The following is a 24,193-nucleotide window of genomic DNA, read 5'->3' as shown; positions in this document are numbered from 1 at the left end:
ACGCGCCCCTCGACGAGGCTGGCGACCCCACCGAGAAGTTCGCGGCCTTCCGCGAGGTCATAGCCAAGTACGCGGCGGTGCCGAGCGAGCCCGTTCCGGACCGTGCGCCCAAACTCGCCTTGCCTGCCGTCGCGTTGAACGAGAGCACTTCGCTGGTCGCGTGCGCGTCCGCATTCGGCGGCGCGCGCGCCTCCCTGCGCCCGATGTCGATGGAGCAGCTTGAGCAGGACTTCGGCTTCGTCCTGTACGAGACCGTGCTGTCCGCCCCCGGGCCCGCCCTGCTCGAGTTCGAGCAGGTATGCGACCGCGCCCAAATCTTCCTCGACGGCCAGCCCGTGGGCGTACTGGAGCGGGAGAACCACGAGCGGGCCCTCGCCTTCACCGTGCCCCACGCGGACACCGTCCTCTCCGTGCTCGTGGAGAACCAGGGACGCGTCAACTACGGACCCGGCATCCATGACCGCAAGGGCCTGATCGGCAAGGTCCTCCTCGACGGCGCGGAGCTCACGGGGTGGACCAGCCGCCCGCTGCCGTTGACCTCCCTGGACGGGCTCCCGTTCGCTCCAACGACGGCCACCCCGACCGGGCCCGCGCTCTACCGCGGCACCTTCGAGCTGGCAGAGACGGCCGACACCTTCCTCCACCTGGACGGCTGGACGAAGGGCAACGCCTGGATCAACGGCTTTGCCCTCGGCCGCTATTGGTCCCGCGGTCCGCAGCGGTCGCTGTATGTCCCCGCGCCGGTGCTGCGCAGCGGAACCAACGAGATCATCGTGCTCGAACTGCACGCGGCACACCGGGCCCGCACCGTGGCCCTGCGGGAGACGCCCGACCTCGGCCCCACCGAGGAGTAGAGGGGCGGGGAACTGACGTACGTCATCGGCCGGGCGCCGGACGTGTCCCGGTACCGCTGGTATCTCGACAGCGCGAACCGGAGGGTTGCGTGGGCGGTTTGCCGGCGAGGACGGGGAGGGGGAGCCGGGGGTGGACGAACGCGCCGGTGCTCAGCGCCCAGATCCCGCGTTAAGAAGTGCCCCGAGCTCAACCGTCAGCTGGCAGTCTGCGGTGCGCGGGGACGGCATTTCCATAACCTGGCGACCGGCGTCTTGGATCTGCAGGGACACCGCGCGGGCTTCGCTGTCGTCGGGAGAGCACACGAACAGCCCGGGTACGAGCACCATGTCGTGAACTCCACCGTCGACTCCCTCGAGCAGACGCTCCAGCTCAGGCAGTGGCCCAGTGAAGCGACGGCCGAACCCCTCGTTGTGCCCTCCTCGCCGTCGCACTCGTCTGCGTCGCCCATTGACTGCACCCGTTCTGTCGTGGTTCATTATGTGAGATTCTGTTGAATAAAGTTCTGTTGAGTGCGTTTCTGCGGGTGAGGTGCTCAGGGTGAAGAAGACGTCGACGCTGCTCGCTGACGGCCGCGAGCTGATCCATTACGACTCCGCGGAAGCCGTCGTGCGTGACGCGGTCGATCAGCGGCCACTGGAGCCTGTTGCCACCACCTCCGAGATCCGCCACGACCGGCTGCTCGGCGACACCGTCACCGTCGCCTCGCACCGGCAGGGCCGCACCTACCACCCGCCCGCCGACCAGTGCCCGCTCTGCCCGTCGAAACCCGGGCGTCTCACCGAGATCCCGGCCGCCGACTACAACGTGGTGGTCTTCGAGAACCGCTTTCCCTCCCTGGCCGGCGCCCAGGGACGCTGTGAGGTGGTCTGCTTCACCTCCGACCACGACGCGTCCTTCGCCGACCTCATCCCGGCCCGCGCTCGCCTGGTGCTCGACGCCTGGACCGACCGCACCCGCGAGCTCTCCCAGCTGCCCGGCGTGGTCCAGGTCTACCCGTTCGAGAACCGCGGTGAGGAGATCGGCGTCACCCTCGGCCACCCGCACGGCCAGATCTACGCGTACCCGTTCACCACCCCGCGCACCGCCCTGATGCTGCGCTCGCTCACCGCCCACCGCGAGCGCACCGGGCGCAACCTTTTCGACGACATCCTCGCCGACGAGCTCGCCGACGGCAGCCGGATCGTGCTGACCGGCGAACACTGGACGGCCTTCGTGCCGTACGCGGCGCACTGGCCGTACGAGGTGCACCTCTACCCCAACCGCCGGGTGCCCGACCTGCTCGGCCTGGACGAGTACGCGCGCGCCGAATTCCCGCACCTGTACCTGGAATTGCTGCGCCGGTTCGACCGGATCTTCGGGCCAGGGCAGCCGCCGACCCCGTACATCTCGGGCTGGCACCAGGCTCCCTTCACGGGGGGCGGACTCACCGGCGCCGACGCGGCCGACCGCCGCGATTTCGCGCTGCACCTGGAGCTTTTCACCATCAGACGTACGTCAGGCAAGCTCAAGTTCCTGGCGGGCTCCGAATCCGGGATGAGCGCCTTCGTCAACGACGTGCCGCCGGAGTCTGCCGCGTTGCGACTGCGAGAGGTAGCGAGTAGGTGACTACCCTGCCCAAGAAGCTGCTGGTCACCGGCGGAGCCGGATACGTCGGCTCAGTGATGGCCGCGCACCTGGTCGCGGCCGGCCACCAGGTGACCGTACTGGACGACCTGTCCACCGGGTCGGCGGACGGCGTGCCCGAGGGTGCCCGCCTCGTGGCGGGTCGGGTGCAGGACGCCGTCACGATCCTCGACCGCTCCTACGACGCGGTGCTGCACTTCGCCGCGTCCTCTCAGGTCGGCGAGTGGGTCGCCGACCCGGAGAAGTACTGGCGCAACAACGTGGCCGGCACCCTCGAACTCCTTGCCGTCATGCGCGCGTCAGGAGTCCGTACCCTCGTCTTCTCCTCCACCGCAGCCACCTACGGCGAACCGGCCGCCATCCCCATCACCGAGTCCGCGACGACTGCGCCCACCCACCCCTACGGCGCGAGCAAACTCGCGGTCGACCACATGATCGGCGGCGAGTGCGCCGCCCACGGCCTGGCTGCGGTCTCCCTGCGGTACTTCAACGTTGCCGGCGCGTACGGCAGACATGGCGAACGGCGCGACCCCGAGTCGCACCTCATCCCACTGGTGCTCCACGTCGCCGAGGGCCGCCGCGCCGCGATCTCCGTCTACGGCGACGACTACCCGACGCCCGACGGCACCTGCGTGCGTAATTACATCCACGTCGCCGACCTCGCCGGGGCCCACCTGCCCGCCCTCGACAAGGCGCCACGCGGACAGCACCTGATCTGCAACCTCGGCAACGGCAGCGGCTTCTCCGTCCGCGAGGTCATCGAGACCGCCTGCTGGGTCACCGGCCACCCCATCCCGGCCACCACCGAGCCGCGCCGGGCCGGCGACCCCGCCGTCCTGGTCGCCTCCGCCGACCGCGCCCGCGACCTCCTCGGCTGGCAGCCCACCCGCACCGACCTGGCGGAGATCATCCGCGACGCCTGGACGTTCACACAATCCCTGGGGGAGGACGCACGATGACGCACGCCGCGTTCGAGATCGCATTCAAGAACGTCTACGGCCGGGAGCCGGAAGGCGCGTGGGCCGCGCCCGGCCGGGTCAACCTGATCGGCGAGCACACCGACTACAACGACGGCTACGTCATGCCGTTCGCCCTCCCGCACACCACCAGGGCCGCGGTCGCCCGCCGCGACGACGGCCTGCTGCGGCTGCACTCCGACGTCATGGACGGCGGCGTGGTCGAACTCCGCCTGGACGACCTCGCCCCCGGTGCCACACCCGGCTGGGCCCGCTACCCCGCCGCCGTCCTGTGGACGCTGCGCGAAGCCGGCCACCCGGTCGGCGGCGCCGACATCCACTACGACAGCACGGTCCCGGTCGGCGGCGGCCTCTCCTCCTCGGCCGCCCTCCAGGTCGCCACTGCCCTCGCCCTCACCGAACTGCACGGCGTGGACCTGCCCCGCCAGGACCTCGCCCTGCTCTGCCAGCGCGCCGAGAACTCCTACGTGGGCGCGCCAGTCGGCGTCATGGACCAGACCGCATCCGCCTGCTGCACCGAGGGCCACGCACTGCACATCGACGTCCGCGCCCGCACCCAGCGCCAGGTCCCCTTCGACCTCGCCGCCGAGGGACTGCGGCTCCTGGTCGTGGACACCGGCGTCAAACACGCCCACGCGGACGGTGCCTATGGACAACTCCGGGTCGGCTGCGAGGAAGCCGCCGCCTTCCTGGGCCTGCCCGCCCTGCGCGACCTGCCCCACGACGGCCTCGACGCTGCCCTGGCCGCTCTCCCCGACGACCGCCTGCGCCGCCTCACCCGCCACGTAGTCACCGAGAACCGCCGCGGGGGGGGGGGGGCCGCCCGCCCCCCCCCCCCCCCCCCCCCCCCGCCCCCCCCCCCCCCCCCCCCCCCCCCCCCCCCCCCCCGCCCCCCCCCACCACCCCCCCCCCCCCCCCCCCGACCGCACCCCCGAGATCGGCTCCCTTCTCACCGCCGGCCACGCCTCCCTGCGCGACGACTTCCGCGTCTCCTGCCCCGAACTCGACCTCGTCGTGGAGATTGCCCTCGCCACCGGCGCCCTCGGCGCCCGAATGACCGGCGGCGGCTTCGGCGGCTCGGCCATCGTCCTTGTGCCCGAAGCCGTGGCGGAGGCGGCCAGCACGGCGATCGCCGCGGCCCTCCCGCAGGCCCGCCAGTTCACCACCACGCCGAGCCCAGGGGCGCGCCGACTCTGGTGAGACGGCGGCATCCGGGCTTCCCGAGAGCGAGCGGCGCACCGCCCAGGAACATTCAGCAATCCAGGTGACAGCACGCTCTGCCCAGTTGCCCGGTGCCGCCGTCGGCCGGGGAGCCGACCTCACCCCGTCGGCGCGCTGATCTCCCTTTTGAGAATCTTGCCGCTGGGGCCGGTCGGCAGCGTGTCCACCAGCCACACTTCGCGCGGGTACTTGTACGCCGCCACCCGCTCCTTGACGAACTGCCGGAGCTCGTCGGGCGTGACCTGCGCCTTCGGGCGCAGCACCACCGCGGCCGCGATCTCCTCGCCCAGAAGCGCGTTTGCTACGCCCACCACCGCGGCCAGCGCAACGGCCGGGTGCTCGTGGAGCACCTCCTCGATCTCGCGCGGGTAGACGTTGTAGCCGCCACGGATGATCATGTCTTTCTTGCGGTCGACGATGTACAGGTAGCCGTCCTCGTCCTGGCGCGCGAGGTCGCCGCTGCGCAGCCAGCCATCCGGGATGGCGGTCGCCGTCTCCTCCGGGCGGTTCCAGTACCCCTTCATCACGTTCGGCCCGCGGACGGCCAGTTCGCCGATCTCGCCGGGAGCCACGTCCTGGCCCTTGTCGTCGAGGAGCCGCACCTCCACGTCCTTGATCGGGGTGCCGATGGACCCGGCCTTGCGCGGCCGGTCGGGGTGGTTGAAGGTGACCACCGGACTCGTCTCGGACATGCCGAAGCCCTCCAGCACCACGCAGCCGAAGCGACGCTCGAAGCCGTGCAGGATCTCCACCGGCAGCGAGGCTCCGCCGGAGACGCACATCCGCAGCGTAGACACGTCGGCCTCCGACGGGTGCTGGAGCAGCGCCGCGTACATGGTCGGTACGCCCTCGAAGATCGTCGCCCGGTCGCGGGCGATGGCGTCCAGCACGGCCTGCGGGTCGAAGCGGGGGATCAGGGTGAGCGAGGCGCCGGCGCGGACGGTCACGCTCATCGTGCAGATCTGGCCGAAGATGTGGAACAGCGGCAGACAGCCCACGACCACGTCCTCCGCCGTCATCCGCTGCACATGGACCGCGTTGATCTCGGTGTTGTGCCGCAGCCCGGCGTGGGTGAGCGTGGCGCCCTTGGGGCGGCCGGTGGTGCCGGAGGTGTACAGCAGCACGGCCACGTCGTCGGCGTCCGGGTCGCTCACCTCCGGCAGCGGCTCGTGACCGGCCAGCAGGCCCGCGAAGGCGGCGGGCTCGACGGCCATGTGCCGCACTCCGGCGGCGGCCGCGCCCTGCGCGCCCTCGCCCGGCGCCTGGTGCCACTCGAAGAGCATCTCCGCGCCCGAGTCGCGCAGGTGGTACTCGGTCTCCCGGGTCTTCAGCAGAGGGTTCATCGGCACGACGACCGCTCCGGCGCGCAGCACGCCGTAGTACAGGACGACGAACTCGGGAACGTTGGGCAGCATCAGAGCGACCCGGTCTCCTGGCCGTACGCCCTCGGCCCGCAGCAGCGCGGCGGCGCGGGCGCTGCGCTCGTCGAGCTCCGCGTAGCTGGTGACCTGGCCCCCCAGTCGCAGCGCGGGGCGTTCCGGCTGTCGCCGTGCCGTCTCCACCAGGAACTCCGCCAGATTGGCCATGACCGCCTCCACGAACGTCGCCGTCGAAATCCGTTGTTCACATTGACGACATCGTGCAGATGTCCGTGGCGACGGCCTATGTGCGGTACGACAGCGTCTGCCCTCCCGGATTGTTCCCGAGTACAAAACAGGGGCGTTACGCTGCGGGAATGAACCTCTCAGGGGTGGTCTCCGCGCTTCATGCGAGTCTGCCGGAACTGGGCGAACGGATGGCGCAGCGCATCCGCTCGGACGTCGATGCCTACAAGGACGAGTCGCTGATCCCCTTCGACTCGCTGCGCCGCTCGTGCACCGCCAACGCGGACCTGCTCCTGAACCAGCTCGGCCGCGCGGGCGCGCAGGACCCGAGCCCGGCCCGGGAGACCGGCCGCCTCCGCGCCGAGCAGGGCGTGCCGCTGGCGGACACCCTGCACGCGTACCGGATCGGCTTCGAGCTCCTGTGGACGGAGGTCCTCGCCGAGGCACGCACCCATCCCGAGGTCACCGACGCCCAACTGGTGTCCCATTCCGCGGAGATCTGGGCCCTGTTCGGCCGTTACGCGGAGGCGGTGGCGGCGGCCTACCGGGAGACGACCGCCGAGCTGACCTCGCGGCGTCAGGCGCGCCGCTCGGCACTGGTGGAGGCGCTGTTCACCGGCGTCATCGCCGACCACACGCTGTGGGAGGCCGCTCGCGAGCTGGGTCTGCCCGACCGCGGGCCCTACGTGGTCGCCGCGGCGGCGGCCGACGCTCCCGGCGAGGAGCCGCTGGCGGGGACGGAAACGGCGCTGCGTCAGGCCCGGGTCCACTTCGCCTGGCGGCTGCTGCCCGACCAGCAGATCGGTCTGGCCGCCGTACCCACGGCGACGGCGGAGAGCACCTGCCTGCGCATCCTGCGCCGCGCGGGCGCCCGCGTAGGTGTCAGCCCGTGCTTTCACTCGCTGCGGGACACCCCCCAGGCTCTGCGCTTCGCCCGTCTGGCTCTGGCCGGCCTCCAGGGCACCGGCCCCGGCGTCGCGCGGTTCGACGACAACCCGCTGGCCATGGTCGTCGCAGCCGCCCCGGCCGAGGCGGCGCACCTCATGGAGGTGGTCCTCCAGCCGCTGCTCGATCTCCCGGCCGCGGAGCGTTCCCGTCTCCTGGAGACCCTGGAGCACTGGTACGCCGCCGCCGGCTCCGCCACGGACGCGGCGCGGAGTCTCTTCGTCCACCCCAACACCGTCCGCTACCGGCTGCGCCGCGTCGAGGAGCTGGCGGACCGCTCCCTGTCCGATCCGCGAGCGGCGGCGGACATCGGCGCGGCGCTCCTTGCGGTGCGTCGGGCGGGCGTGTCATTGGAACCGTTGAACGGCGCAGGACGGAAAGGTGCCGTCTGACCAGCGCAACATGAGATCGGCCTGATCAAAGCCTGTAGTCGTGGTTTTTCGCACAAGCGGTCAGTCCGCCAGAGCGGCTGGACGTACGGCCTTTGGCCCGAAGCGTCGGCGAGCACGGTCTGTGGCTGCTTCGGCCGCGCGAGCACGGGCATCGCCAGGATCCAGAGAAAGCTGCCAGTAGGCGCTGCCGGCCGGCAGCAGACTGTCGACACGGATCGCGAAGGCGCGGACTCTCGCTCGCTGCAGGCCGAGGTCGGTCAGTAGCCCCAGGGCAGCTGCGGCAAGGGCCGGTGAGTGGTTGGTCGGTTCCGGCAGCGTGCGCGTGCGTGTCGTGGAGCTGTGGTCGGCGTACCGCACTGTGAGGGTGAGCCGTCTGGCGATCTGGCTTGCACCGCGCAGGCGTTGGCCGATCTGGTCGGCAAGTCCCAGGACCGATCGGTGATGCCATGCCGGGTCGAGGCAGTCCCGCTCCAGCACCAGGTCGGCGACCAGGTGCGCTGCCGGTTCCGAAGGGGCGACCGGGCGGGGGTCATGGCCGCGGGCGCGTTCGGCCAGTAGCCGGGCCGAGCCGGCTCCGAGGAGCCGTTGCAGGGTCGCCGCGGGTATGTCGGCGACCTGGCCGATGGTGTGCAGTCCGTGTTTGGCGAGAGTGTCCGCCGTGGCGCGGCCGATCCCGGGCAGCGCGGTGACCGGGCGGGGGTGGAGCCAGTCGGCGGCCTGCCCGTCGCGGATCCAGGTGGTGTCGCCCGGCGCGGACGCGTCGGCCGCCATCGCTGCCAGCATCCGGTTGCCCGCGAGCCCGGCGCTGCTGTCGATGTCGTAGAAGAGCTTCAGCCTCATCATCGTCATCTGGACCATGTCGTAGGGAGAGAGGTCGAAGTATCGGAGCGCCGACGTCAGGTCGAGCTGGACGGCGTTGGGCGGGATGGCCTGCACATGAGGCGTGACACCGGACATCAGTTCGATTATGTCCCCGTACTGGGCCTCGGTCAGCCCAGCGAGCAGATGGAGGTGGGCGATGTGCCGCTGACGTGTGCTCATCCCGCACTCCCTGGGCTTCGGTGGCCGAACTTCTTCAGATCAGCCGAGCGGGTGCCGGCGGGCTGGAGGTCGGCGTACGGGTGCAGCCGGGCGCCCGCGGTGCCGTCGGCCAGGGTGCGTTGCGGCTGGGCGGGGGTCGGGTGCGGACGGCTCTCGCCGAGGAGGGCGAGCGCGGCCTCGGGGCCGTTGTCCCGGCGGGCGGCGGCGATCTCGTCCAGGTCCCAGGCCATGGAGCCGACGACGGTACGGCGGGTGCCGCGCACCTGGACCGTGCCGCGCACCAGCAGCAGCCCGCTGTGGAAGACGGTGTGCGCGCAGGCCTGGTGGGAGTCCTCGAAGAAGGCCAGGTCGACCAGGCCGGAACCGTCCTCCAGGGTGACGAAGATGATCCGCTTGCCGCTGGCGATCGGCGGGGTCTGGGTGGAGGCCCGTACACCCGCGACGAGCACCTGCTGACCGGCGCGCATCCCGGCCAGATGCGCCGTGTCGGTCGCGCCGATCTCGCGCAGCAGCCGGTGGTGGTGCTCCATCAGGTGCTTGGAGACATCGATGCCGAGGGTGCTCAGCTCGGCGCTCAGTGCCTCGCGTCCGGTCATCTCCGGCAGCCCGCTCGGCTCCGCCCCACCGACAGCGCCCGCGTCGATGGGCAGTTGCCCGTTGCCGGCCGACCGGGTGCGGGAGGCTCGGTGGAGTTCGGCGATCTGCAGCAGCAGGTCGCGTCGGGTGAGGCGGCCGTCGTGGAGACAGTTCAGGGCGCCGATCTCCGCGAGTCGTTCGGCGACCGGTCTGCTGGGATGGGCCCGCTGCCAGAAGTCGGACAGCGATCCGTACGGCTGCCCCTCCTCGATGCGTGCACACTCCTCCTCGCTGATGCCGTGTACGGCGGACAGTGCCAGCCGCACGCCCCACTGCTCTCCGCTGGACTGCTCCACGGTGTGCTTCACCTTCGAGTGGTTGATGTCGACGGGCAGAACCGGCACGCCACGCCGACGGGCGTCGGAGACCAGGACGCGCTTGGGCCACATACCGGGATCGTGTTCGAGCAGGCCGGCCAGCAGAAAAGCCGGATAGTGCGCCTTGAGCCAGGCACTCTGCAGGGCCGGTACGGCGAAGGCGACCGCGTGCGCCCGGCAGAAGCCGTACGCGCCGAAGGCCTCGACGGTCTTCCAGACCTCGTCCCGGACGGCCGCGCTGTAGCCACGCGCGCGTGCCAGCTCGTGGAACCAGTCCTTGATCCTGGGGAGCCGGTTCTTGTCGCCGAGCGCGCGCCGGGCGATCTCCGCCAGTGCGCGGTCGCAGCCGGTCATCACCGAGAAGGTCTCGATGATCTGCTCGTGCCAGATGGTCACGCCGTAGGTGTCGGCGAGCACCGGCTCCAGGTCCGGGTGGGCGTACGCGGGTGTGCCGCCGTGGCGAGCGGCGATGTACCGCTCGGGCATGCCCCCGGCGACCGGACCGGGACGGAAGAGACTGATGTCGGCAATGACGTCCTGAGGATCGCGTGGCTGCAGTCTGGACAAAAGATCTTGCTGACCAGGTGACTCCAATTGAAATAGGCCCAGGGTCTGGCTCTCCTGGATGAGCTTGAACGCGAAGACGTCGTCGAGCGGCACCTGCTTGGGGTCGTCGAGGTCGATGCGGTTGCCGGTGGTGCGTTCGATCTCGGTGATCGCATGGGCCATCGCGGACTGCATCCGCACGCCCAGGACGTCGAGTTTGATGTTGCCCAGCGCCTCGATCTCCTCCTTCGCCGCCATGGCCATGGGGTAGTCGCCCTGCGGGGTGGGCTGCACCGGCAGCCGGTCCAGGAGGGTGGCGTCGCTGATGACCACGCCGCAGGGGTGCATGGCCATGCCGTGGACCAGGGAGTCGAGACCTTCGGCGAGCTCCCACAGGGGCCCGTACCGGTCCGCCTCGCCCGCGAGCTGCCGCAGTTCGGGCAGTTCGGCGAGCGCGCCGGTGATGTCGGCGGCCCTCAGGTGCGGGAAGCTCTTGGCGATCCGGTCGACCTCCGCCGGCGCGATCCCCAGCGCAAGACCGGTGTCGCGCAGGGCGCGGCGGGCCCGGTAGGTCTCTGGCATGGCGGTGACCGCGACCCGCTCCTTGCCGAACCGTTCGAAGATCGTGTCGTAGCACTCCAGCCGCCGGGCGGACTCCACGTCGATGTCGATGTCGGGCAGCGAGGCCCGGCGCACGCTGAGGAAGCGTTCGAACAGCAGGCGGTGGTCGAGCGGGTTGGCCGTGGCGATGCCCAGCGCGTGGCAGGCCATCGATCCGGCGCCCGAGCCGCGGGCCGCGACCCGGATGCCCTTGGCCCGGATGTCGGCGACGACCTGGCCGACGGCGAGGAAGTACGAGTCGTAGTTCAGCTCGGAGATCACGGCGAGCTCCTGGTCCAGCCGGTCGAGCGCCGTCCGGTCACGGTCCAGGCCGCGCCGGACCAGCCCTTCCTCGCACTGCCGGCGCAGCAGCTGTGCGGCTCCGCCCGCTCCGGGTTCGGCGCCGAAGAGGGACGGTTCCGGGAAGTGCCGGGCGCCGAGCCCGAGGTCCGCGATGGGATCGACGGTGCACCCGACCGCCGTGGCAGCGGTGTCCGCCATCAGGCGCCGCGCCCGCCGGACGTCTCCTCCGGCGCACTCGGCGACCATCCGCGCGACGACCGCCATCTCTCGCTCGCCCTTGAGCCAGCGCTGTCCGCTGTCCAGGTGGCGCCGGTCGATGGGGCGCAGCAGCCGTGCGGCGTCCAGGACGTCGGCGAGGCGGTGCTGGTTCGGGTCGGCGTAGCGGACGGCGTTGGAGAGCACCGCGGTGGTGCGGGTGCGATCGGCCAGCGCCAGGGTGCGGGCAGCCAGCCGAAGCGATCCCGACTCCGTGCCAAAACGTTTCTGCGCAACGATCTCCAGCCGGACTCCCCTCCCGAAGATCTCCCGCCACGGCGCCAGCAGCTTCACCGCGACGTCTTCTCGTCCAGCCGTCAAGGCCCGTACCGGTTCCGAGAGCGGTCCGAGCAGCACAGTCAGGTCAGGGCCGCCGTACTTGCGCAGCGCTTCCCACGGCACCACTGGTGCCGCACCGGCCCCGGCACGGGCATGGGCGGCTGACGTAATGCGGCACAGCCGCGCCCATCCCGCCCGGTTCTGCGCGAGCAGTACGAACCGCAGCGGCGGCTCGACGACATGTGCACCACCGCGCGCCGGAGTGCGGTGCCGCTGGGCAGGCGGCGCGGGCGCAAGAGCCTCCATCGCCAGGTCGATGCCGAAGATCGGCCGAATTCCGGTTCCAGCGCACGCCTGTGCGAACCGGACGACCCCGGTGACCGTGTCCCGGTCGGTGAGCGCGAGCGCCGTCATGCCCCGCTCGGCCGCCCGCCGGACGAGATGCTCGGGGTGGGCGGCACCGTAGCGGGCGGAGTAACCGGACGCGACGTGCAGATGGGCGAAGCCCGCCATGCCGCACCTCCATCACTACACCCCTTTTCGGCCATACATCCGATATGTTCATCGTACGCTCGTTCGATTACTCTAGCCCTATCGGCCCCGGTCAGCGACCAGGTTCGAACGCATCGGCGATTCCTTGGCGAGAGAAGCAGCGGCCGAAACAGGCGCCGCCGTCACCTCCCCAACCGGGCAGCACAGTTGGGGGAAATCGCCCCACGGGGCGCACCACGCAGCCGCCATTCAGCGACCCAAGGGGACGGACGAGCGACGGTTTGCAGCCCGAACGACACTTTCCGTAACGGGTCGAGTCTCAGGTCGGTCGCGTCAGCCCTCGGGATTCACGTCGCGGTCAGATCGGCCGACTTGTTCCATGAGGCGAGGGGGCCGAACCGCCGCCAGCTGGTTGTCGAGCACAGGGAACAGAGCCGTGGGTGCGCCGCCGGGGCGCCCGCTTCATCCTCGTCCACCGACGTGTTGTGCGAGACAGTTCTGACAGGCCGTCGCGACACTCTGAGGCGATCACCGGCCGGGGAGGGCGGATGGCGTTCCGGCTGGTGGTCGCCGAGTGGGGAACTGCGAGGGGCGGCCTGTAGCTGCTCCGCGCAGTACCGCGAGTCACGAATCCTGCTCGGCTCCGGTCATCAGGGCGAGCAGGCTGTGGGGTGCGTCGTCATCGATCATGATCGTGTAGAAGTCGTCGTCGTCTGCTTCTACGGCAGCGGCGCGGGTGAACATGCTCCGTTCGTGCTCGGTGAGCGCGGCCTCCACATCGTCAGGGTGTGCGGCGAGGGCCTGGCCGAGCTCGGCCCGGCACGCGATCCCAGCGGTGTCCGGCCGGCAGCGTGAAGATGCGGCGCAGGACCGGCGGGGTGTCGCTGTCGGTGATCAGGGCGGTGAGTTCGGGGGCCCAGCCGTCGAACTCCTTCGAGACGTCGGTCAGGGTTGCGGCATCGGTGGTGTCGAGGTCGGCGAGCCAGTCCTGGGGCTTCCTCAGCTGCGCGTAGGTGTGCAGGGTTCCGCCGCCCTCGCAGCACGTTGGCCACCGAACAAGCGCAGGGAGCCGCAGCACGTGGACGCTCGTTTCCTTAGCATCGCTGATCTGGTCGAAGCCCCGTCCGTGGCGGTCGTGGTCGACGTCATGCGTGCTTTCACCGTGGCTGCCTGGGCCTTTGCCCAGGGGGCGGAAAAGATCGTTCTTGCTGGGTCGCTGGACGAAGCCCTGGCGCTCAAGGCTCGCCACCCGGATTGGATGGCGCTCAAGGACGGTCCCCCCGCGCCCGGGTTCGACACCGTCAACTCCCCGGGCCTGCTGCGGTCTATTGACGTCGGCGGACGGACCGTTGTGCAGAAAACCACGGCAGGGACGGTCGGCGCCCTTGCGGTCAAGGAGGCGCCGCTGGTGCTGTGCGCCAGCTTCGTGGTGGCGGAGGCAACGGCTCAGCTCTTGCGGACGCGCAAGAGGTCCCGAACCCGCCGCGTGCTCGATCGCCGCAGAACGGGCTTTCAACCGGGACGAGTTGGACCCCGTACGGCATCGCAGGACACTGCTCTCGATCGCCGAGGAACTGGGGCTGAGGATGCGCGCCGAGGGCCAGGTGTGCCGCTCCCTGACCCTCACCGTGCGGTACGTCGACCGGTCCACGACCACGCGGGCGCGCACCCTGCGCGAGCCGACCGCCCACTCCGCGGCGCTCACCGGCGTCGCGTCCGGATCCATGAGTCGCGCGGCCTGCAGCGGGCCCGGGTGCGGAGCCTGTCGCTGCGCGCGGAGGGCCTTACGCCGGTCGAACGGGCCGCCCGGCAGCTGATGTTCGACCCGGGCGGACGAGCGGACGAGCGGGCGCGCAGGATCGAGGCGGTGGTGGACCGGGCGCGGGCGAAGTTCGGGCCGCGGGCGGTGGTTCCGGGCTCACTCGCCGCGTAGATCCGGACGCCGCCCAGTCGCACTCGGACCTGACGAACGACAGGTTCTGCCCCGCCGCCGATGAGGCCTATATCGCAAGCCGCTGCCGCTGGGCGACGAGTGGCCGACTTTTTACCGGCACGTAACTTCCAATCTTTCGTTACTCGTGCGTAAGTTGGCGTGAGCACCACTAATCCAGCCATCGCTACTCCCTTGAGCCGCAAGGAGATTGCCCGATGCTGCCCTGGAAACGTGCCCTCAGACCGGTCGCCGCCCTGCTTCTGGCCGTGTCTGTCGCCCTCACACCTGCCGTCGCGAGCGCCAACCCAGCGCCCAGCAGCGGCTGGAACAACTACTCCTGCAAGCCGTCCAGCACTCACCCCCGCCCCGTCGTCCTCGTCCACGGAACGCTCGGGAACTCCATCGACAACTGGCTCGCTCTCGCCCCGTACCTGGTCAGACGCGGCTACTGCGTCTTCTCCCTGGACTACGGGCAGCTCCCCGGCGTGCCCTTCTTCCACGGCCTCGGTCCGATCGACAAGTCGGCCGAGCAGCTCGACACATACGTCGACAAGGTGCTCGCCGCGACCGGCGCTTCCAAAGCGGACCTCGTCGGCCACTCCCAGGGCGGCATGATGCCGCGCCACTACCTCAAGTTCCTGGGCGGCGCCGAGAAAGTGAACGCGCTGGTCGGCCTCGCCCCCGACAACCACGGCACCACGCTGAACGGCCTTACCAAGCTGCTGCCGTACTTCCCGGGCGCCGAGGATCTGATCAGCGCCCACACCCCGGGGCTGGCCGACCAGATGGCCGGCTCCGCCTTCCTCACGAAGCTCAACGCGGGCGGCGACACCGTGCCCGGCGTGCGCTACACGGTCATCGCCACCCGCTACGACCAGGTGGTCACGCCGTACCGCTCGCAGTACCTGACAGGGCCGGACGTACGCAATGTGCTGCTCCAGGACCTGTGCGCGGTCGACCTGTCGGAGCATGTGGCGATAGGGCTGTTCGACCGGATCGCATACCACGAGGTGGCGAACGCACTGGATCCGGCGGATGCGACGCCGACGACGTGCGCGTCGGTATTCGACTGAGAAACGCGCGACTGCGGCCCGTTCCCTGTCGGGGGAACGGGTCGCAGCGCTGCCTCTTCGTATACGTCAGCGGCTGTGACGGCCGCCGGCGGTCGCCTTGCGGCGGGCGGTGCCGAACATCGCCGCGGCGCCGACGGCGAGGGCGGCGGCGCCGCCGATGGCCATGTACGGGGTGTTGCTGTCGCCGCCGGTCTCGGCGAGGTTGTCGCCGGCGGGGTTCGGGGCGGCGGCGGGCTTGGCGACGCCGTTCGCTTCGGGAGCGTTGCCGGCGGACTCCGCGGCGGGCTGCTCGGCGCTCTCCCCGGCGGGCTTCTCGGCCCCGGCCGCGCCGGTCGCCTCCGCGTGATCGCCACCGTGACCACCGTGATCGACGGTGGACTTGTCCGCGCCGTCCGTGATGTCCTCCTCGGAGGGCGCGGAGGCGGTCGGGGCGGGCGCGCCGCCGACGTTGCCGTTGTCCTGCCCGAACACCACGTCGGAGCAGGTGTAGAAGGCCTCGGGGGAGTCCGAGCGCTGCCAGATCGAGTAGATGAGGTGGCGGCCGGACTTGTTCGGGACGACGCCGTCGAAGACGTACTCACCGTTCTGCAGCGTGGGGTTGGTGACCTTCGCGAACGGCTTCTCCTCCAGGTCCGACCACTTGAGCGGCTTGGTCGGGTCGTAGCCGTCCTTGGTGAGGTACAGCTCGAAGGAACCCTTGTGCGGGGCGGTCGCCTTGTAGTGGAAGGTGCGGTTGCCGGACGCGAGCTTGGAGGACGGCCAGTCGGCGCGGGGCAGGTCGAGACCCTTGTATTTGTCGCGGCCCGCGCTGCACAGCTTCCCGTCCGGGATCAACTGCTGGTGGTTTCCGGCGGCGTTGGCGATGTTGACTTCGTTCCAGTCGTAGAAGGCCTGCGTCCCGCTGGCCGCGACCGCCGCCTTGCACGCCGCCGAATCCGGACTCTCCGGCCCCTCGGCGAAGCAGGCGGACACCCGGCTGACCGGATCCGTCATCGACCCGTGCGCGACGGCCGGCGCGGCAGCCAGCCCGGCGAGCGCGAGCGGCGCGAACCCGAGGGCGGCGACCGAGGTGACCTTACGGCGAGCGGTCATGGTGACGTACTCCTTCAAGAGCGGCATATGGGGGGTCCCGGGGCAGGCTCGAACGGGCGGCGCGGCCCCCCGTAGGACCACAGCGCCGAACGTTCGAACGGGCCCCGGCGATCAGCAAGCTAGCCGCTCACAGCCGCGAAATCGCCTGCTGGGAGGGGGTGATGGCGATCCTTATGCTCGCTTTAAGGAGGCGCTAAGTGGGGGCTCAGGAAGACAGGGCGCCGCGCCGCCGGGCTCAGCCAGTGGCCAGAACGGGGTGTGCCCGGTGCGAGTTCGGCGATCCTCGCAAATCCCTCCTTCCGCACATGTCCGTAAGGGACGATGGGATCCTGTTCCGGTCGGTGCGAAGAGGGGGACGCCGATGAAGAATCTTCCGTTGCTTTCTGACAATGCCATCCATGGGACGGCGCACGATCATTTCGGATTTGTCTCGCACGCCCGCGTCCTGTGCGACGCGTTACAGGGAACCGATGACCTTCCGCTCACTGTGGGGATCTTCGGACCCTGGGGCATGGGCAAGTCGAGCTTCATGAACGTCTGCCGCGATCTCCTGAGAGAACAGAACGTGCCCACGATCTGGTTCAATCCGTGGAAGTACGACCAGAAGGACGAGATCTGGCACGCGCTCATCCAAACGGTTCTCACCGAGATAGCCAGCGACCTGGAGAAGCGCCGGGCAGCGGGCGAGGAACCGTGGCGGGACCGCATGGCCGAGGCGCTGGCCACGGTGCGGCGGCTGAGCCAGGCCGCCGCCTGGCTGCTTGCCCGCAGGGCAACCGGGCCGCTCACGGGAGGCATCCTCGCGGCGGAGGACGTCGATCGCTTCCAGGACGCGCTTGCCGCGCCGAACATGCAGGCATACCTGCACGTCAACCACTTCGAGGAGGACTTCAGGGACGTCGTCCGCAGCTACACCGACGGCGGACGGCTGGTGCTGTTCGTCGACGACCTCGACCGGTGCACACAGGACGCGGCGATCACGGTGCTGGACTCCCTCAAGCTGTTTCTCGGGGAGGCGTCGTGCGTGTTCGTGCTAGCCATGGACCAGCAGGTGATCACGGAGGCAGCGGCCCGAAAACTTGGTGGCGATTTACCGGACCTGGTCAGAGGCCGGCAGTATCTGGAAAAGCTGATCCACTTTCCGTACCACCTGCCCGGAGTACCGTTCGAGGCTCTCTACCGTCAGTTGCGGACGGAGATCCGCCCCCAGGAACTGGCGGACTCGGGTGAACTGTGGGAAATGATCCAGGTCGCCTTCGGAGCCAATCCACGCCGGGTACGCCGTTTCATCAACGGTCTGAATCTGACGGCCGCCACGCTCGCACTGCACCACCCGCCGTCGCTCCGGCGGCTGCTGCACGCAGGCGTTCTGCTGACCCTGCGCATGCTGCACCCCGCCTTCTTTCTCATCCTTCAGGAAGATCCAGGAATCTGGAACCGATTCGATGAGGCAGAGGCGCGAAAAGCGGGGCTTGGCGGGCGGGACGAGGTCGTCGACAAGGAAAATCCGGGGGTACGACGGCTGATGGCGGCCGTATCCACACACCGCGACGGTTTCAACTTCCCGCCGCCACCCACTGCGGACGAGCTCAGGCTGCTGACCGAGGTCCTCACGGTCACCGGCGGGCTGCCCTCGGCGCCGGACGACCAGTCATGAGCGCTCCGGGCGCCGAGCGCGATGCCCGCTACGTCATCGGGCTCGACATCGGCGACGGCGAAAGCGCCCTGTGCTGGCTGCCGACGGACGTTGCGCACATCCGGGATGGGGCCAAGGTCTTCCAACGGGCCACCCAGGAGAAGAGCGTCATCACGGCGACCGCACGCAAGCGCGGCGGATTGGACGAGGCCAACCGCCTCGTCATCGGCGAGGAAGCCGTGCTGTCCGACAACTGCCTCCACTTCAGTGTCAACTTCAAGATCCTGCCCGATCCGCTGGACCTGGCGCCACCGGAGGCGGTGCTGTTCGCCCAGGCGCTGCTCGGCGAGTTCTTCGCCACCCGCCCCGAGGTCCGGCACAAGTGCGTGGTCTACGTCGGGCACCCGGCCGGATGGGCCCCCGAGTCCGTCGCCGCATACGGACGGCACTTCGGCACCCTCGATGTGCCGGTGCACCTGATGCCCGAATCGCAGTCGGCGCTGGTCCACGTCCGGGACCGCCGGGCCGAGCACCGCGAGGGCGAGTACGACAGCCACAGCCTGCGCGAAGTGCTCATCGTGGACGTCGGATCGTCCACCACCGACTTCACTTTCGTGGACGACCTGGTGCCGCGCAATCTCCCGGTGGGGTCATCCCTGGGCTGCCGCCAGATCGACGAGGAACTCGCCGAGCGGGTGCAGGCGGCCTGCGCGGAGGACACGGAGTTCATGGCCGCGCTGCGCGCGCCCGGAGGGAGGGAGATGCTGCTGCTCGTGTGCCGCCGCGTGAAGGAGATGCAGTTCTCGCGCGACAACGCCGACGAGGACAACTTCCGCCGCATGCGCTCCGGTTGCGAAGAACGGTTCGCGCCGATCATCGACAAGGGGCGGGGCTGGCTGCGTGCGGTGGAGATCCCGGAGCAGGTCGTCGCCGCGCCCGGCGGCTGGGCCGATGCCTTCCGGGCCGTCATCGCCGACGTCCGGGAACGGCTCGGCCCGGTCGGCCCCCAGCTGATCGTGCTCACCGGCGGCGGCTCCCGGATGCCCGTGGTCCGCGAGGTCTGCGCCGAGGCCTTCCCGGAGGCCATCGTGGAGAACGACCGCCAACCCGCCTTCACGGTGGCCCGGGGCCTCGCCAGCACCGGACGACACCGGGTGGGGGTGGAGAGTTTCCGGCAGGACATCCGGGCGCTCAAGGACCGGCCCGCATTCAACAAGCTGATCCGCGATGCGTTGCTCGCCTCGTTCGACGAGGTCAGAGCCGTGCTGCGGGAGCGCCTGGAGCGGGAACTGGAGGGGAGCACGAAGCCCGCGAAACTGCTGGACGAGCTGATCCGTGAAATGGCCGGGATGGACGACGTCTTTCGTCGGCTGCGGGTCTCTCTGGAGTCCTCCCTGACCCCCCTCGTACTGGAGATCTGCCGCTCCTACGGTGTCAGGGACGACCGGTTCCAGCTCGATCTCACCCTGCCGGACATCGTCAGCAGCACGATGAAGGCGCGGATACGCACCATCTGGCGCACCGTCGGCTTCTCGCAGGGGGTCCTCGCAGCGGCCACGGAGCTCGGCCAGGGCGGCGGCTTCTTGCTGCACGGCGCCGTGCAGGTGCTCCGTAAGTCAGGCGCTTTCCCGCTGCTCGCAGGGGCGGCGACCGTCGCGGCGGCCGGAGCCGTGGTCGTGGGCGGCGCCAAGGGCGTCGAGCAGCTGGCGCGCTGGCGCCTTCAGAAGATGCTGGAGACGGCGGAGCTGGAGCCGGGGGAGGTGACCCGGCTGGTCGAACAGGTCGCCGAGGCGATCACGGTACAGATGGACGCCCGGGCGGTGGAGATCGAGCGCTTCGTCTTCTGATGCTTCCAACTCTCCTGCGACCCATCGGGATCCGGGGGCGGTGAGTCACTTCTCCGCCCCCGGAGACGGGGCCTCCTCAGGCAGGGGCTGAGCGGGGCCTCAGGCAGCCGGCGCCGGGGGCCATGGGATCTCGGCCAGCACGGGGAGGAGCGACTCCTCCTCGTAGTCGAGGTGCGCCGTCAGTTCCTGCGACATCCGGTCCAGCTCCGTGCGGAAACGCCGGGGGTCGGCGGCGCCGATGTCGGCCAGCAGGGCGAGGAGTTCGCCCTGGACGCGGCTGACCGTCTGGTGTTCGTTGCGGAGCCGGTCGAGGGCGTCGCGCAGGTGGGGGTGGTGAGTCGCGATCGCGGGGAACAGGTGCCCGTCCTCGCTGGTGTGGTGGAACTCCAGGGTCTGGCAGAACGCGAGGCAGTGCTGCCGGATCTGCAGGCCGAGCCCTGGCACCGGCGGCTCGCCGGGGCCGTCGTGGGCCGCCTGCGCGGCGAAGTGGGCGTCGGCCTCGGCGCGCACGTGCCGCAGCTGCGCGCGTAGCCAGGTGTGAACCTCTATCAGCTTGTCCGCGAGGTTGGTGACCTCGCGGGGGACCCCTCCCGCCTCGGGCTCGGCCGCCCGCTCCAGCACTACTACCGGCAGGGCACGGGTGGTCTGGCTCTGGTAGTCGCCATATCCGGGCGCCGTGCGCACGACCTGTGCGAACAGCCGCTCGCGGCGGGCGCCCTCGGCGGGGACGGCGATCGCTTCGAACGACTCGGCGCCGATCTCCACCTGCACCAGGGGATGAGCGAGCACGTTGTGGTACCAGGCGGGATGACTTGGCGCGCCGAGGTTGGACCCGACGACCAGCAGCAGGTCGCCGTCGTGAACGTAGCCAAGGGGAGTGGTGTGCTGCTTCCCCGACTTCGCGCCGGTGGTGGTCAGCAGGAGTAGGTCGCCGCCCTCGAAGGGACCACCGACCTTTCCTCTGTTGGCTCTGAACTCGTCGATGACGGATTGGTTGAAAGGCGTGGGCATACGGTCTCGAATCTCCAGGAGAAGAGTGCGCGGTCCGCGGTGTTGGTGGATGACCGCGGGATGGCGGATGACAGTGCTGAGCGCAGCGCGAAGTGACCGCGCATGAGCCCTTGCCCGGAGACGGACATCGATCGTCGAGCACGCGCAGCCGTGGAGCGGCGGGGGCGCCGGTATGCGGCGGCTGCCCGGGAGGCAAGGCGTACTGACGTCACACGGCGGTGCAGGACACCGCGGAGGACAAGGGACGACGCGCGGACGCGCTTACGTCAGGCGCAGGTTGCGGAGTATGAACTCATGGCATGGCCCCTTGGTGAATGGTGCGCGCCCGATCACCGGCCTGCCCACTGCTCTTTGGCCGGTGTCACGCGACACGCGCACCATTACAACCAGCGCGTAGTTGCCTGTCAACGCGGAGGCATCAGCCCCTGGCGACCGCAGGTCAATTGTCGCCACCGGGTCCCGATCCGCGACGCCGGGCGGAAAGTTCCCGTCGCAGCAACCGCAGCGCGGACGGGGACAGATCCGGCCCGGCGCCCGCGCTGCGGCGGACGCCGGGCTAAGGCAGCCCCGGGCGACGAGCGCCTGTTCAGTCGAGGACGGCGGTGGCTTCGACCTCGACCAGATGGTCGGGTACGTCCAGTGCCGCGACGCCCAGCAGCGAGGCAGGGGGTGTCGCGGTGACCCCCAGCTTCGCGGCCGCCCGACCGAGCCCCTCCATGAGCAGGGGCATCTTGTCGGGGGTCCAGTCGACGACATAGACGGTCAGTTTCGCCACGTCGTCGAAGGAGCCGCCGACCTCGGCCAGGGCGGTGCCGATGTTGACGTAGCACTGCTCGACCTGAGCGGCGAGGTCACCTTCGCCGACGTTGACCCCATCGGCATCCCAGGCGACCTGCCCGGCGATGAAGACCAGCTTCGAGCCGGTCGCGATCGACACCTGCCGGTAGGCGTCGATTTCCGGCAATCCGTTGGGGTTCACCAGGGTGATGGCCATGCTGTCTGCCTCCATTGCTATGAGAGCCGCTCTCTTGCGGTTACTCGGAAACCGTAGGAGAGTGGCCGCTGACATGGAAGAACGCACTTTTCAGTGACTGGGGAACCTGATGGTGACCAAGCAGTTCAGCGGCGCGCCCGAGGATGCGGACGTGAGGCGCGCGGACTCTCTGGCGCGGGAGATCTTCTCGGACGTCGCCAACAAGTGGGCGCTCCTGATCATCGAGTCTCTCGGTGAACGCACCCTGCGCTTCAGCGAGGTGCGGAACGAGATCGAGGGCATCAGCCACAAGATGCTCACCCAGAACCTGCGCATGCTGGAGCGCAACGGTCTGATCGAGCGGAAGGTGCACCCCGTCGTGCCGCCGCGGGTCGAGTACACCCTCACCGAGCCGGGCCAGGCCCTGCGGGTGACGATCGACGGACTGTGCGACTGGACCCACCTGTACCTCGGTCACATCGAGGCCTCCCGCCACCGCTTCGACGACTGACGCATTGAGCACTCGGCTGCCAGTTGATCTGCGCGGATGCCTGTGCGGGCGCGCGCACCGCTGTGGCACCGCCGCGTGGTCGGCAGAAGCAACCCTTCCGGGTGTGCGGCGGTCTTACCGGGTGTCGCGCTCAGAGGGCAACCTCTGTCGACTCGTACTGGTAAACCGACTGGAAAGGGCGCACTCCATGGTGCTCGATCCCAACTTCTGTCTGGACGTTCCGGAGGGCTTCGACGACTCGGACGCCGAGACCGGGGTGCATCCCATGGCCAGGAAGCTGTTCCCCGCCGCAACTGCCGCGGAAGCCTTCAAGAAAGCCCATGAGTGGGTGCGGGAACAGAGCATCCGCCTGTCAGACGTGTCGTGGGATTTCTTCCACGACGAGGACGAGCCCTACTGCCTGAGCATCTACTTCACCTTCGAGCTGGATCCCGAAGACACCTGACCACGACTGTGCAGAGCTAGGGTGCGGCTGTCATGGATCCCATGAGCAGGACCGCACGACGCCTGCTCAACCCCCGGCCCAGGCTCGCCATCACGCGGTTGAGCCGGCCGGAGACGACGCTCGGCGGTGGTGTGCGGCGGTCGAGGGCCCGCAGCGCCGTCGCCACGACCTCCCCAGGGGACTGGCGTTTGGAGCCGCCGTCCGCGGCATCCGTACCGATGACGTCGAAGAACTCGGTGCTGGTCGCGCCGGGAGACAGTGCGAGCACGCGCAGCCCGGTGCCACGGGACTCCTGCCACAGGGCCTCGGTGAAGCTCAGCACGAAGGCCTTGGCCGCCGCGTAGACGGCCATGTTGGGGACGGGCAAGTACGCGGCCATGCTCGCGACATTGATCAGCACCCCTGTGCCGGCGGTCCGCAGCGGCTCGATGAACGCCCGGCTGATGTCGATGACGCCGGCGACGTCGACGCTGATCTCCTCCCGCAGGCGTTGCGGGTCCTCTCGATGGAACGGCCCGAAGGTGCCGAACCCTGCGTTGTTCACGACGCTCGTCACGGTCAGGCCGCGCCGCGCCACCTCCTCGGCGAGGGTCTGCCCCGCGGCGGGCAGGCTCAGGTCGAGCGGTATGACCGTGGTTTGGACGCCGTGGGCCGCGGTGAGTTCGGCGGCCAGCTTGTCGAGCCGTTCCTGGCGCCGGGCGACGAGGATGACGTGCGATCCGCGCTGGGCGAGCCGGCGGGCGAACTCTGTACCGATGCCGGCGCTGGCACCGGTGATGAGGGTGGTCTGACCGCGGTAGTCGACGGCGCTCATGGCTGCTCCCGGAAGACGGCGGATACGCTGATGGTGGCACTGTAAGCCTAAACTGTCACCCGGTGTCAATATGGGCACTCGGTGTAGAAGGTGGTAGGCTCCTTACCCATGAACGATCACGAGGGCCGCCCGGCCGGACTGCGAGAGCGCACCCGGCGAGCAGTGCAGGCCGAGATCGTTGCCACCGCGATGAGGCTGTTCCTCGAGCGCGGTTTCGAGGCCACGACCATGGAGCAGATCGCGGGCGAGATTGGCATTTCGCGGCGCTCGCTGTTCCGCTACTTCGGCACGAAGGAAGACATCGTGCTGGGTGACCACGCAGAAAGCGGCAGGGTCCTGCAGGCCGCACTGGAAGCCCGTCCGGCGGACGAGCCCCCGTGGGAAGCGCTCCGGGCGGCCCTCAAGACACTCTTTGAGTCGCTCCCGTACTCGCCGGAGGAATTCCTCAAGATCACCAGCATGCTCCACGCATCGCCCTCTCTCCGGGCGCGTCAGCTGGACAAACAGCAGCAGTGGATGGACCTGCTCGTGCCGGACATCGCCAGACGACTGGGTGCCGCGGCGGACCCCATGACCGAGATGCGGGCCCGCGCGCTCGTCGCCTGCGCCCTGGCCTGCTCCGCCATCGCAACGGAAACCTGGGTCCGCAGCAACGGGACGGTCGACATGGAACAGGTCTTCGATGAGGCGGTTGCTGCGGTACGCGGATAGGACGCCGCAGTTGCCGCCGAGGACCTGTGCCGCCGCCCTCTTCCGCGGGATCCGGCCTTGA

Annotated in this window: 17 protein-coding genes and 4 pseudogenes; 13 read left to right on the top strand and 8 right to left on the bottom strand. The window is 69.7% G+C overall.

Annotated elements, in window-relative coordinates; translation table 11 throughout:
- The 4 genes and pseudogenes from ACFYWY_RS31430 to galK all read left to right on the top strand — a co-directional run.
- On the top strand, positions 1-854 hold an 854-nt coding region (locus ACFYWY_RS31430; protein WP_389192569.1), incomplete at its 5' end, for a beta galactosidase jelly roll domain-containing protein.
- Positions 855-1,392: 538 nt separating this feature from the next.
- Entirely contained in the window at positions 1,393-2,460 is a 1,068-nt protein-coding gene (gene galT, locus ACFYWY_RS31425) for a galactose-1-phosphate uridylyltransferase (protein ID WP_389192566.1), read from the top strand.
- Positions 2,461-2,465: 5 nt separating this feature from the next.
- The gene (galE, locus tag ACFYWY_RS31420) at positions 2,466-3,437 is read left to right on the top strand and encodes a UDP-glucose 4-epimerase GalE (RefSeq protein ID WP_389192592.1); all 972 of its coding nucleotides are present in this window, start codon (positions 2,466-2,468) and stop codon (positions 3,435-3,437) included.
- Positions 3,434-4,655 (top strand): annotated as a pseudogene (gene galK, locus ACFYWY_RS31415) (galactokinase). Before galE ends, galK begins: the two are co-directional and overlap by 4 nt.
- 119 nt (positions 4,656-4,774) lie before the next feature.
- Here the strand turns inward: galK and ACFYWY_RS31410 are convergent.
- Positions 4,775-6,262 (bottom strand): long-chain fatty acid--CoA ligase, encoded by a 1,488-nt coding sequence (locus ACFYWY_RS31410; RefSeq protein ID WP_389192563.1) that lies wholly within the window; start codon positions 6,260-6,262, stop codon positions 4,775-4,777.
- A 164-nt stretch (positions 6,263-6,426) separates the two neighbouring features.
- Between ACFYWY_RS31410 and ACFYWY_RS31405 the strand changes: the two genes are divergently transcribed.
- On the top strand, positions 6,427-7,617 hold the full coding sequence (locus ACFYWY_RS31405; protein ID WP_389192589.1) for a PucR family transcriptional regulator: 1,191 nt from the start codon (positions 6,427-6,429) through the stop codon (positions 7,615-7,617).
- A 60-nt stretch (positions 7,618-7,677) separates the two neighbouring features.
- On the opposite strand, the gene ACFYWY_RS31400 is transcribed toward ACFYWY_RS31405, so the two are convergent.
- From ACFYWY_RS31400 to ACFYWY_RS31390, 3 genes and pseudogenes are all read right to left on the bottom strand, one after another.
- Positions 7,678-8,658: an ImpB/MucB/SamB family protein gene (locus tag ACFYWY_RS31400; protein ID WP_389192561.1), complete on the bottom strand. Its 981-nt coding sequence runs from the start codon at positions 8,656-8,658 to the stop codon at positions 7,678-7,680.
- A complete protein-coding gene (locus tag ACFYWY_RS31395) occupies positions 8,655-12,107 on the bottom strand; it encodes a DNA polymerase III subunit alpha (protein ID WP_389192557.1) in 3,453 nt (1,150 codons plus the stop codon). Before ACFYWY_RS31395 ends, ACFYWY_RS31400 begins: the two co-directional genes overlap by 4 nt.
- 603 nt (positions 12,108-12,710) lie before the next feature.
- A pseudogene (locus tag ACFYWY_RS31390) lies at positions 12,711-13,122 on the bottom strand (FAD-dependent monooxygenase); the annotation flags it as partial.
- A 42-nt stretch (positions 13,123-13,164) separates the two neighbouring features.
- Between ACFYWY_RS31390 and ACFYWY_RS31385 the strand changes: the two are divergent.
- The 3 genes and pseudogenes from ACFYWY_RS31385 to ACFYWY_RS31375 form a co-directional block, all read left to right on the top strand.
- Positions 13,165-13,551, top strand: a pseudogene (locus ACFYWY_RS31385) (2-phosphosulfolactate phosphatase); the annotation flags it as partial.
- A 25-nt stretch (positions 13,552-13,576) separates the two neighbouring features.
- Positions 13,577-14,019, top strand: a pseudogene (locus ACFYWY_RS31380) (hypothetical protein); the annotation flags it as partial.
- 215 nt (positions 14,020-14,234) lie between these two features.
- Positions 14,235-15,092 carry a lipase family alpha/beta hydrolase gene (locus ACFYWY_RS31375; protein WP_389192554.1) on the top strand — a complete coding sequence of 286 codons (858 nt, stop codon included), beginning with the start codon at positions 14,235-14,237 and terminating at the stop codon, positions 15,090-15,092.
- Positions 15,093-15,158: 66 nt separating this feature from the next.
- Here the strand turns inward: ACFYWY_RS31375 and ACFYWY_RS31370 are convergent, their stop codons facing one another.
- Positions 15,159-16,184: a lytic polysaccharide monooxygenase gene (locus tag ACFYWY_RS31370; protein WP_389192551.1), complete on the bottom strand. Its 1,026-nt coding sequence runs from the start codon at positions 16,182-16,184 to the stop codon at positions 15,159-15,161.
- 256 nt (positions 16,185-16,440) lie between these two features.
- Here ACFYWY_RS31370 and ACFYWY_RS31365 point away from each other — a divergent pair, with 256 nt between their 5' ends.
- The gene (locus ACFYWY_RS31365) at positions 16,441-17,841 is read left to right on the top strand and encodes a P-loop NTPase fold protein (RefSeq protein WP_389192548.1); all 1,401 of its coding nucleotides are present in this window, start codon (positions 16,441-16,443) and stop codon (positions 17,839-17,841) included.
- Positions 17,838-19,667, top strand: a complete 1,830-nt coding sequence (locus ACFYWY_RS31360) for an Hsp70 family protein (protein WP_389192545.1) — start codon at positions 17,838-17,840, stop codon at positions 19,665-19,667. Before ACFYWY_RS31365 ends, ACFYWY_RS31360 begins: the two co-directional genes overlap by 4 nt.
- Before the next feature lie 99 nt (positions 19,668-19,766).
- On the opposite strand, the gene ACFYWY_RS31355 is transcribed toward ACFYWY_RS31360, so the two are convergent.
- Both ACFYWY_RS31355 and ACFYWY_RS31350 read right to left on the bottom strand, forming a co-directional pair.
- Complete coding sequence (locus tag ACFYWY_RS31355; protein WP_389192542.1) at positions 19,767-20,678, bottom strand: nitroreductase/quinone reductase family protein; 912 nt, start codon at positions 20,676-20,678, stop codon at positions 19,767-19,769.
- A gap of 586 nt (positions 20,679-21,264) precedes the next feature.
- The gene (locus ACFYWY_RS31350; protein ID WP_389192539.1) at positions 21,265-21,672 is read right to left on the bottom strand and encodes a RidA family protein; all 408 of its coding nucleotides are present in this window, start codon (positions 21,670-21,672) and stop codon (positions 21,265-21,267) included.
- 109 nt (positions 21,673-21,781) lie between these two features.
- On the opposite strand from ACFYWY_RS31350, the gene ACFYWY_RS31345 reads away from it, so the two are divergent.
- Positions 21,782-22,162, top strand: coding sequence for a winged helix-turn-helix transcriptional regulator (locus tag ACFYWY_RS31345; protein ID WP_389192537.1), 381 nt, complete (start codon positions 21,782-21,784; stop codon positions 22,160-22,162).
- A gap of 187 nt (positions 22,163-22,349) precedes the next feature.
- Entirely contained in the window at positions 22,350-22,607 is a 258-nt protein-coding gene (locus tag ACFYWY_RS31340; RefSeq protein ID WP_389192535.1) for a hypothetical protein, read from the top strand.
- Between the two features lie 16 nt (positions 22,608-22,623).
- Here the strand turns inward: ACFYWY_RS31340 and ACFYWY_RS31335 are convergent, their stop codons facing one another.
- A complete protein-coding gene (locus tag ACFYWY_RS31335; protein ID WP_389192532.1) occupies positions 22,624-23,421 on the bottom strand; it encodes an SDR family NAD(P)-dependent oxidoreductase in 798 nt (265 codons plus the stop codon).
- A gap of 108 nt (positions 23,422-23,529) precedes the next feature.
- Between ACFYWY_RS31335 and ACFYWY_RS31330 the strand changes: the two genes are divergently transcribed.
- Positions 23,530-24,132: a TetR family transcriptional regulator gene (locus tag ACFYWY_RS31330; RefSeq protein WP_389192529.1), complete on the top strand. Its 603-nt coding sequence runs from the start codon at positions 23,530-23,532 to the stop codon at positions 24,130-24,132.
- Positions 24,133-24,193 lie beyond the last annotated feature (61 nt).

The organism is Streptomyces sp. NPDC002870, assembly GCF_042888505.1.
Classification (GTDB): Bacteria; Actinomycetota; Actinomycetes; order Streptomycetales; family Streptomycetaceae; genus Streptomyces.
Note: the sequence above shows the minus strand (reverse complement) of the source record. Positions and strands in the feature narration are given on the sequence as shown.

What these genes read in the sequence shown, in the direction of transcription:
- ACFYWY_RS31345 (WP_389192537.1), top strand. Translation starts at nt 21,782, where the DNA reads ATGGTGACCAAGCAGTTCAGCGGCGCGCCCGAGGATGCGGACGTGAGG.
- ACFYWY_RS31370 (WP_389192551.1), bottom strand. Translation starts at nt 16,184, where the DNA reads ATGACCGCTCGCCGTAAGGTCACCTCGGTCGCCGCCCTCGGGTTCGCG.
- ACFYWY_RS31350 (WP_389192539.1), bottom strand. Translation starts at nt 21,672, where the DNA reads ATGGCCATCACCCTGGTGAACCCCAACGGATTGCCGGAAATCGACGCC.
- ACFYWY_RS31330 (WP_389192529.1), top strand. Translation starts at nt 23,530, where the DNA reads ATGAACGATCACGAGGGCCGCCCGGCCGGACTGCGAGAGCGCACCCGG.
- ACFYWY_RS31395 (WP_389192557.1), bottom strand. Translation starts at nt 12,107, where the DNA reads ATGGCGGGCTTCGCCCATCTGCACGTCGCGTCCGGTTACTCCGCCCGC.
- ACFYWY_RS31360 (WP_389192545.1), top strand. Translation starts at nt 17,838, where the DNA reads ATGAGCGCTCCGGGCGCCGAGCGCGATGCCCGCTACGTCATCGGGCTC.
- ACFYWY_RS31335 (WP_389192532.1), bottom strand. Translation starts at nt 23,421, where the DNA reads ATGAGCGCCGTCGACTACCGCGGTCAGACCACCCTCATCACCGGTGCC.
- ACFYWY_RS31355 (WP_389192542.1), bottom strand. Translation starts at nt 20,678, where the DNA reads ATGCCCACGCCTTTCAACCAATCCGTCATCGACGAGTTCAGAGCCAAC.
- ACFYWY_RS31375 (WP_389192554.1), top strand. Translation starts at nt 14,235, where the DNA reads ATGCTGCCCTGGAAACGTGCCCTCAGACCGGTCGCCGCCCTGCTTCTG.
- ACFYWY_RS31400 (WP_389192561.1), bottom strand. Translation starts at nt 8,658, where the DNA reads ATGAGCACACGTCAGCGGCACATCGCCCACCTCCATCTGCTCGCTGGG.
- ACFYWY_RS31410 (WP_389192563.1), bottom strand. Translation starts at nt 6,262, where the DNA reads ATGGCCAATCTGGCGGAGTTCCTGGTGGAGACGGCACGGCGACAGCCG.
- ACFYWY_RS31340 (WP_389192535.1), top strand. Translation starts at nt 22,350, where the DNA reads ATGGTGCTCGATCCCAACTTCTGTCTGGACGTTCCGGAGGGCTTCGAC.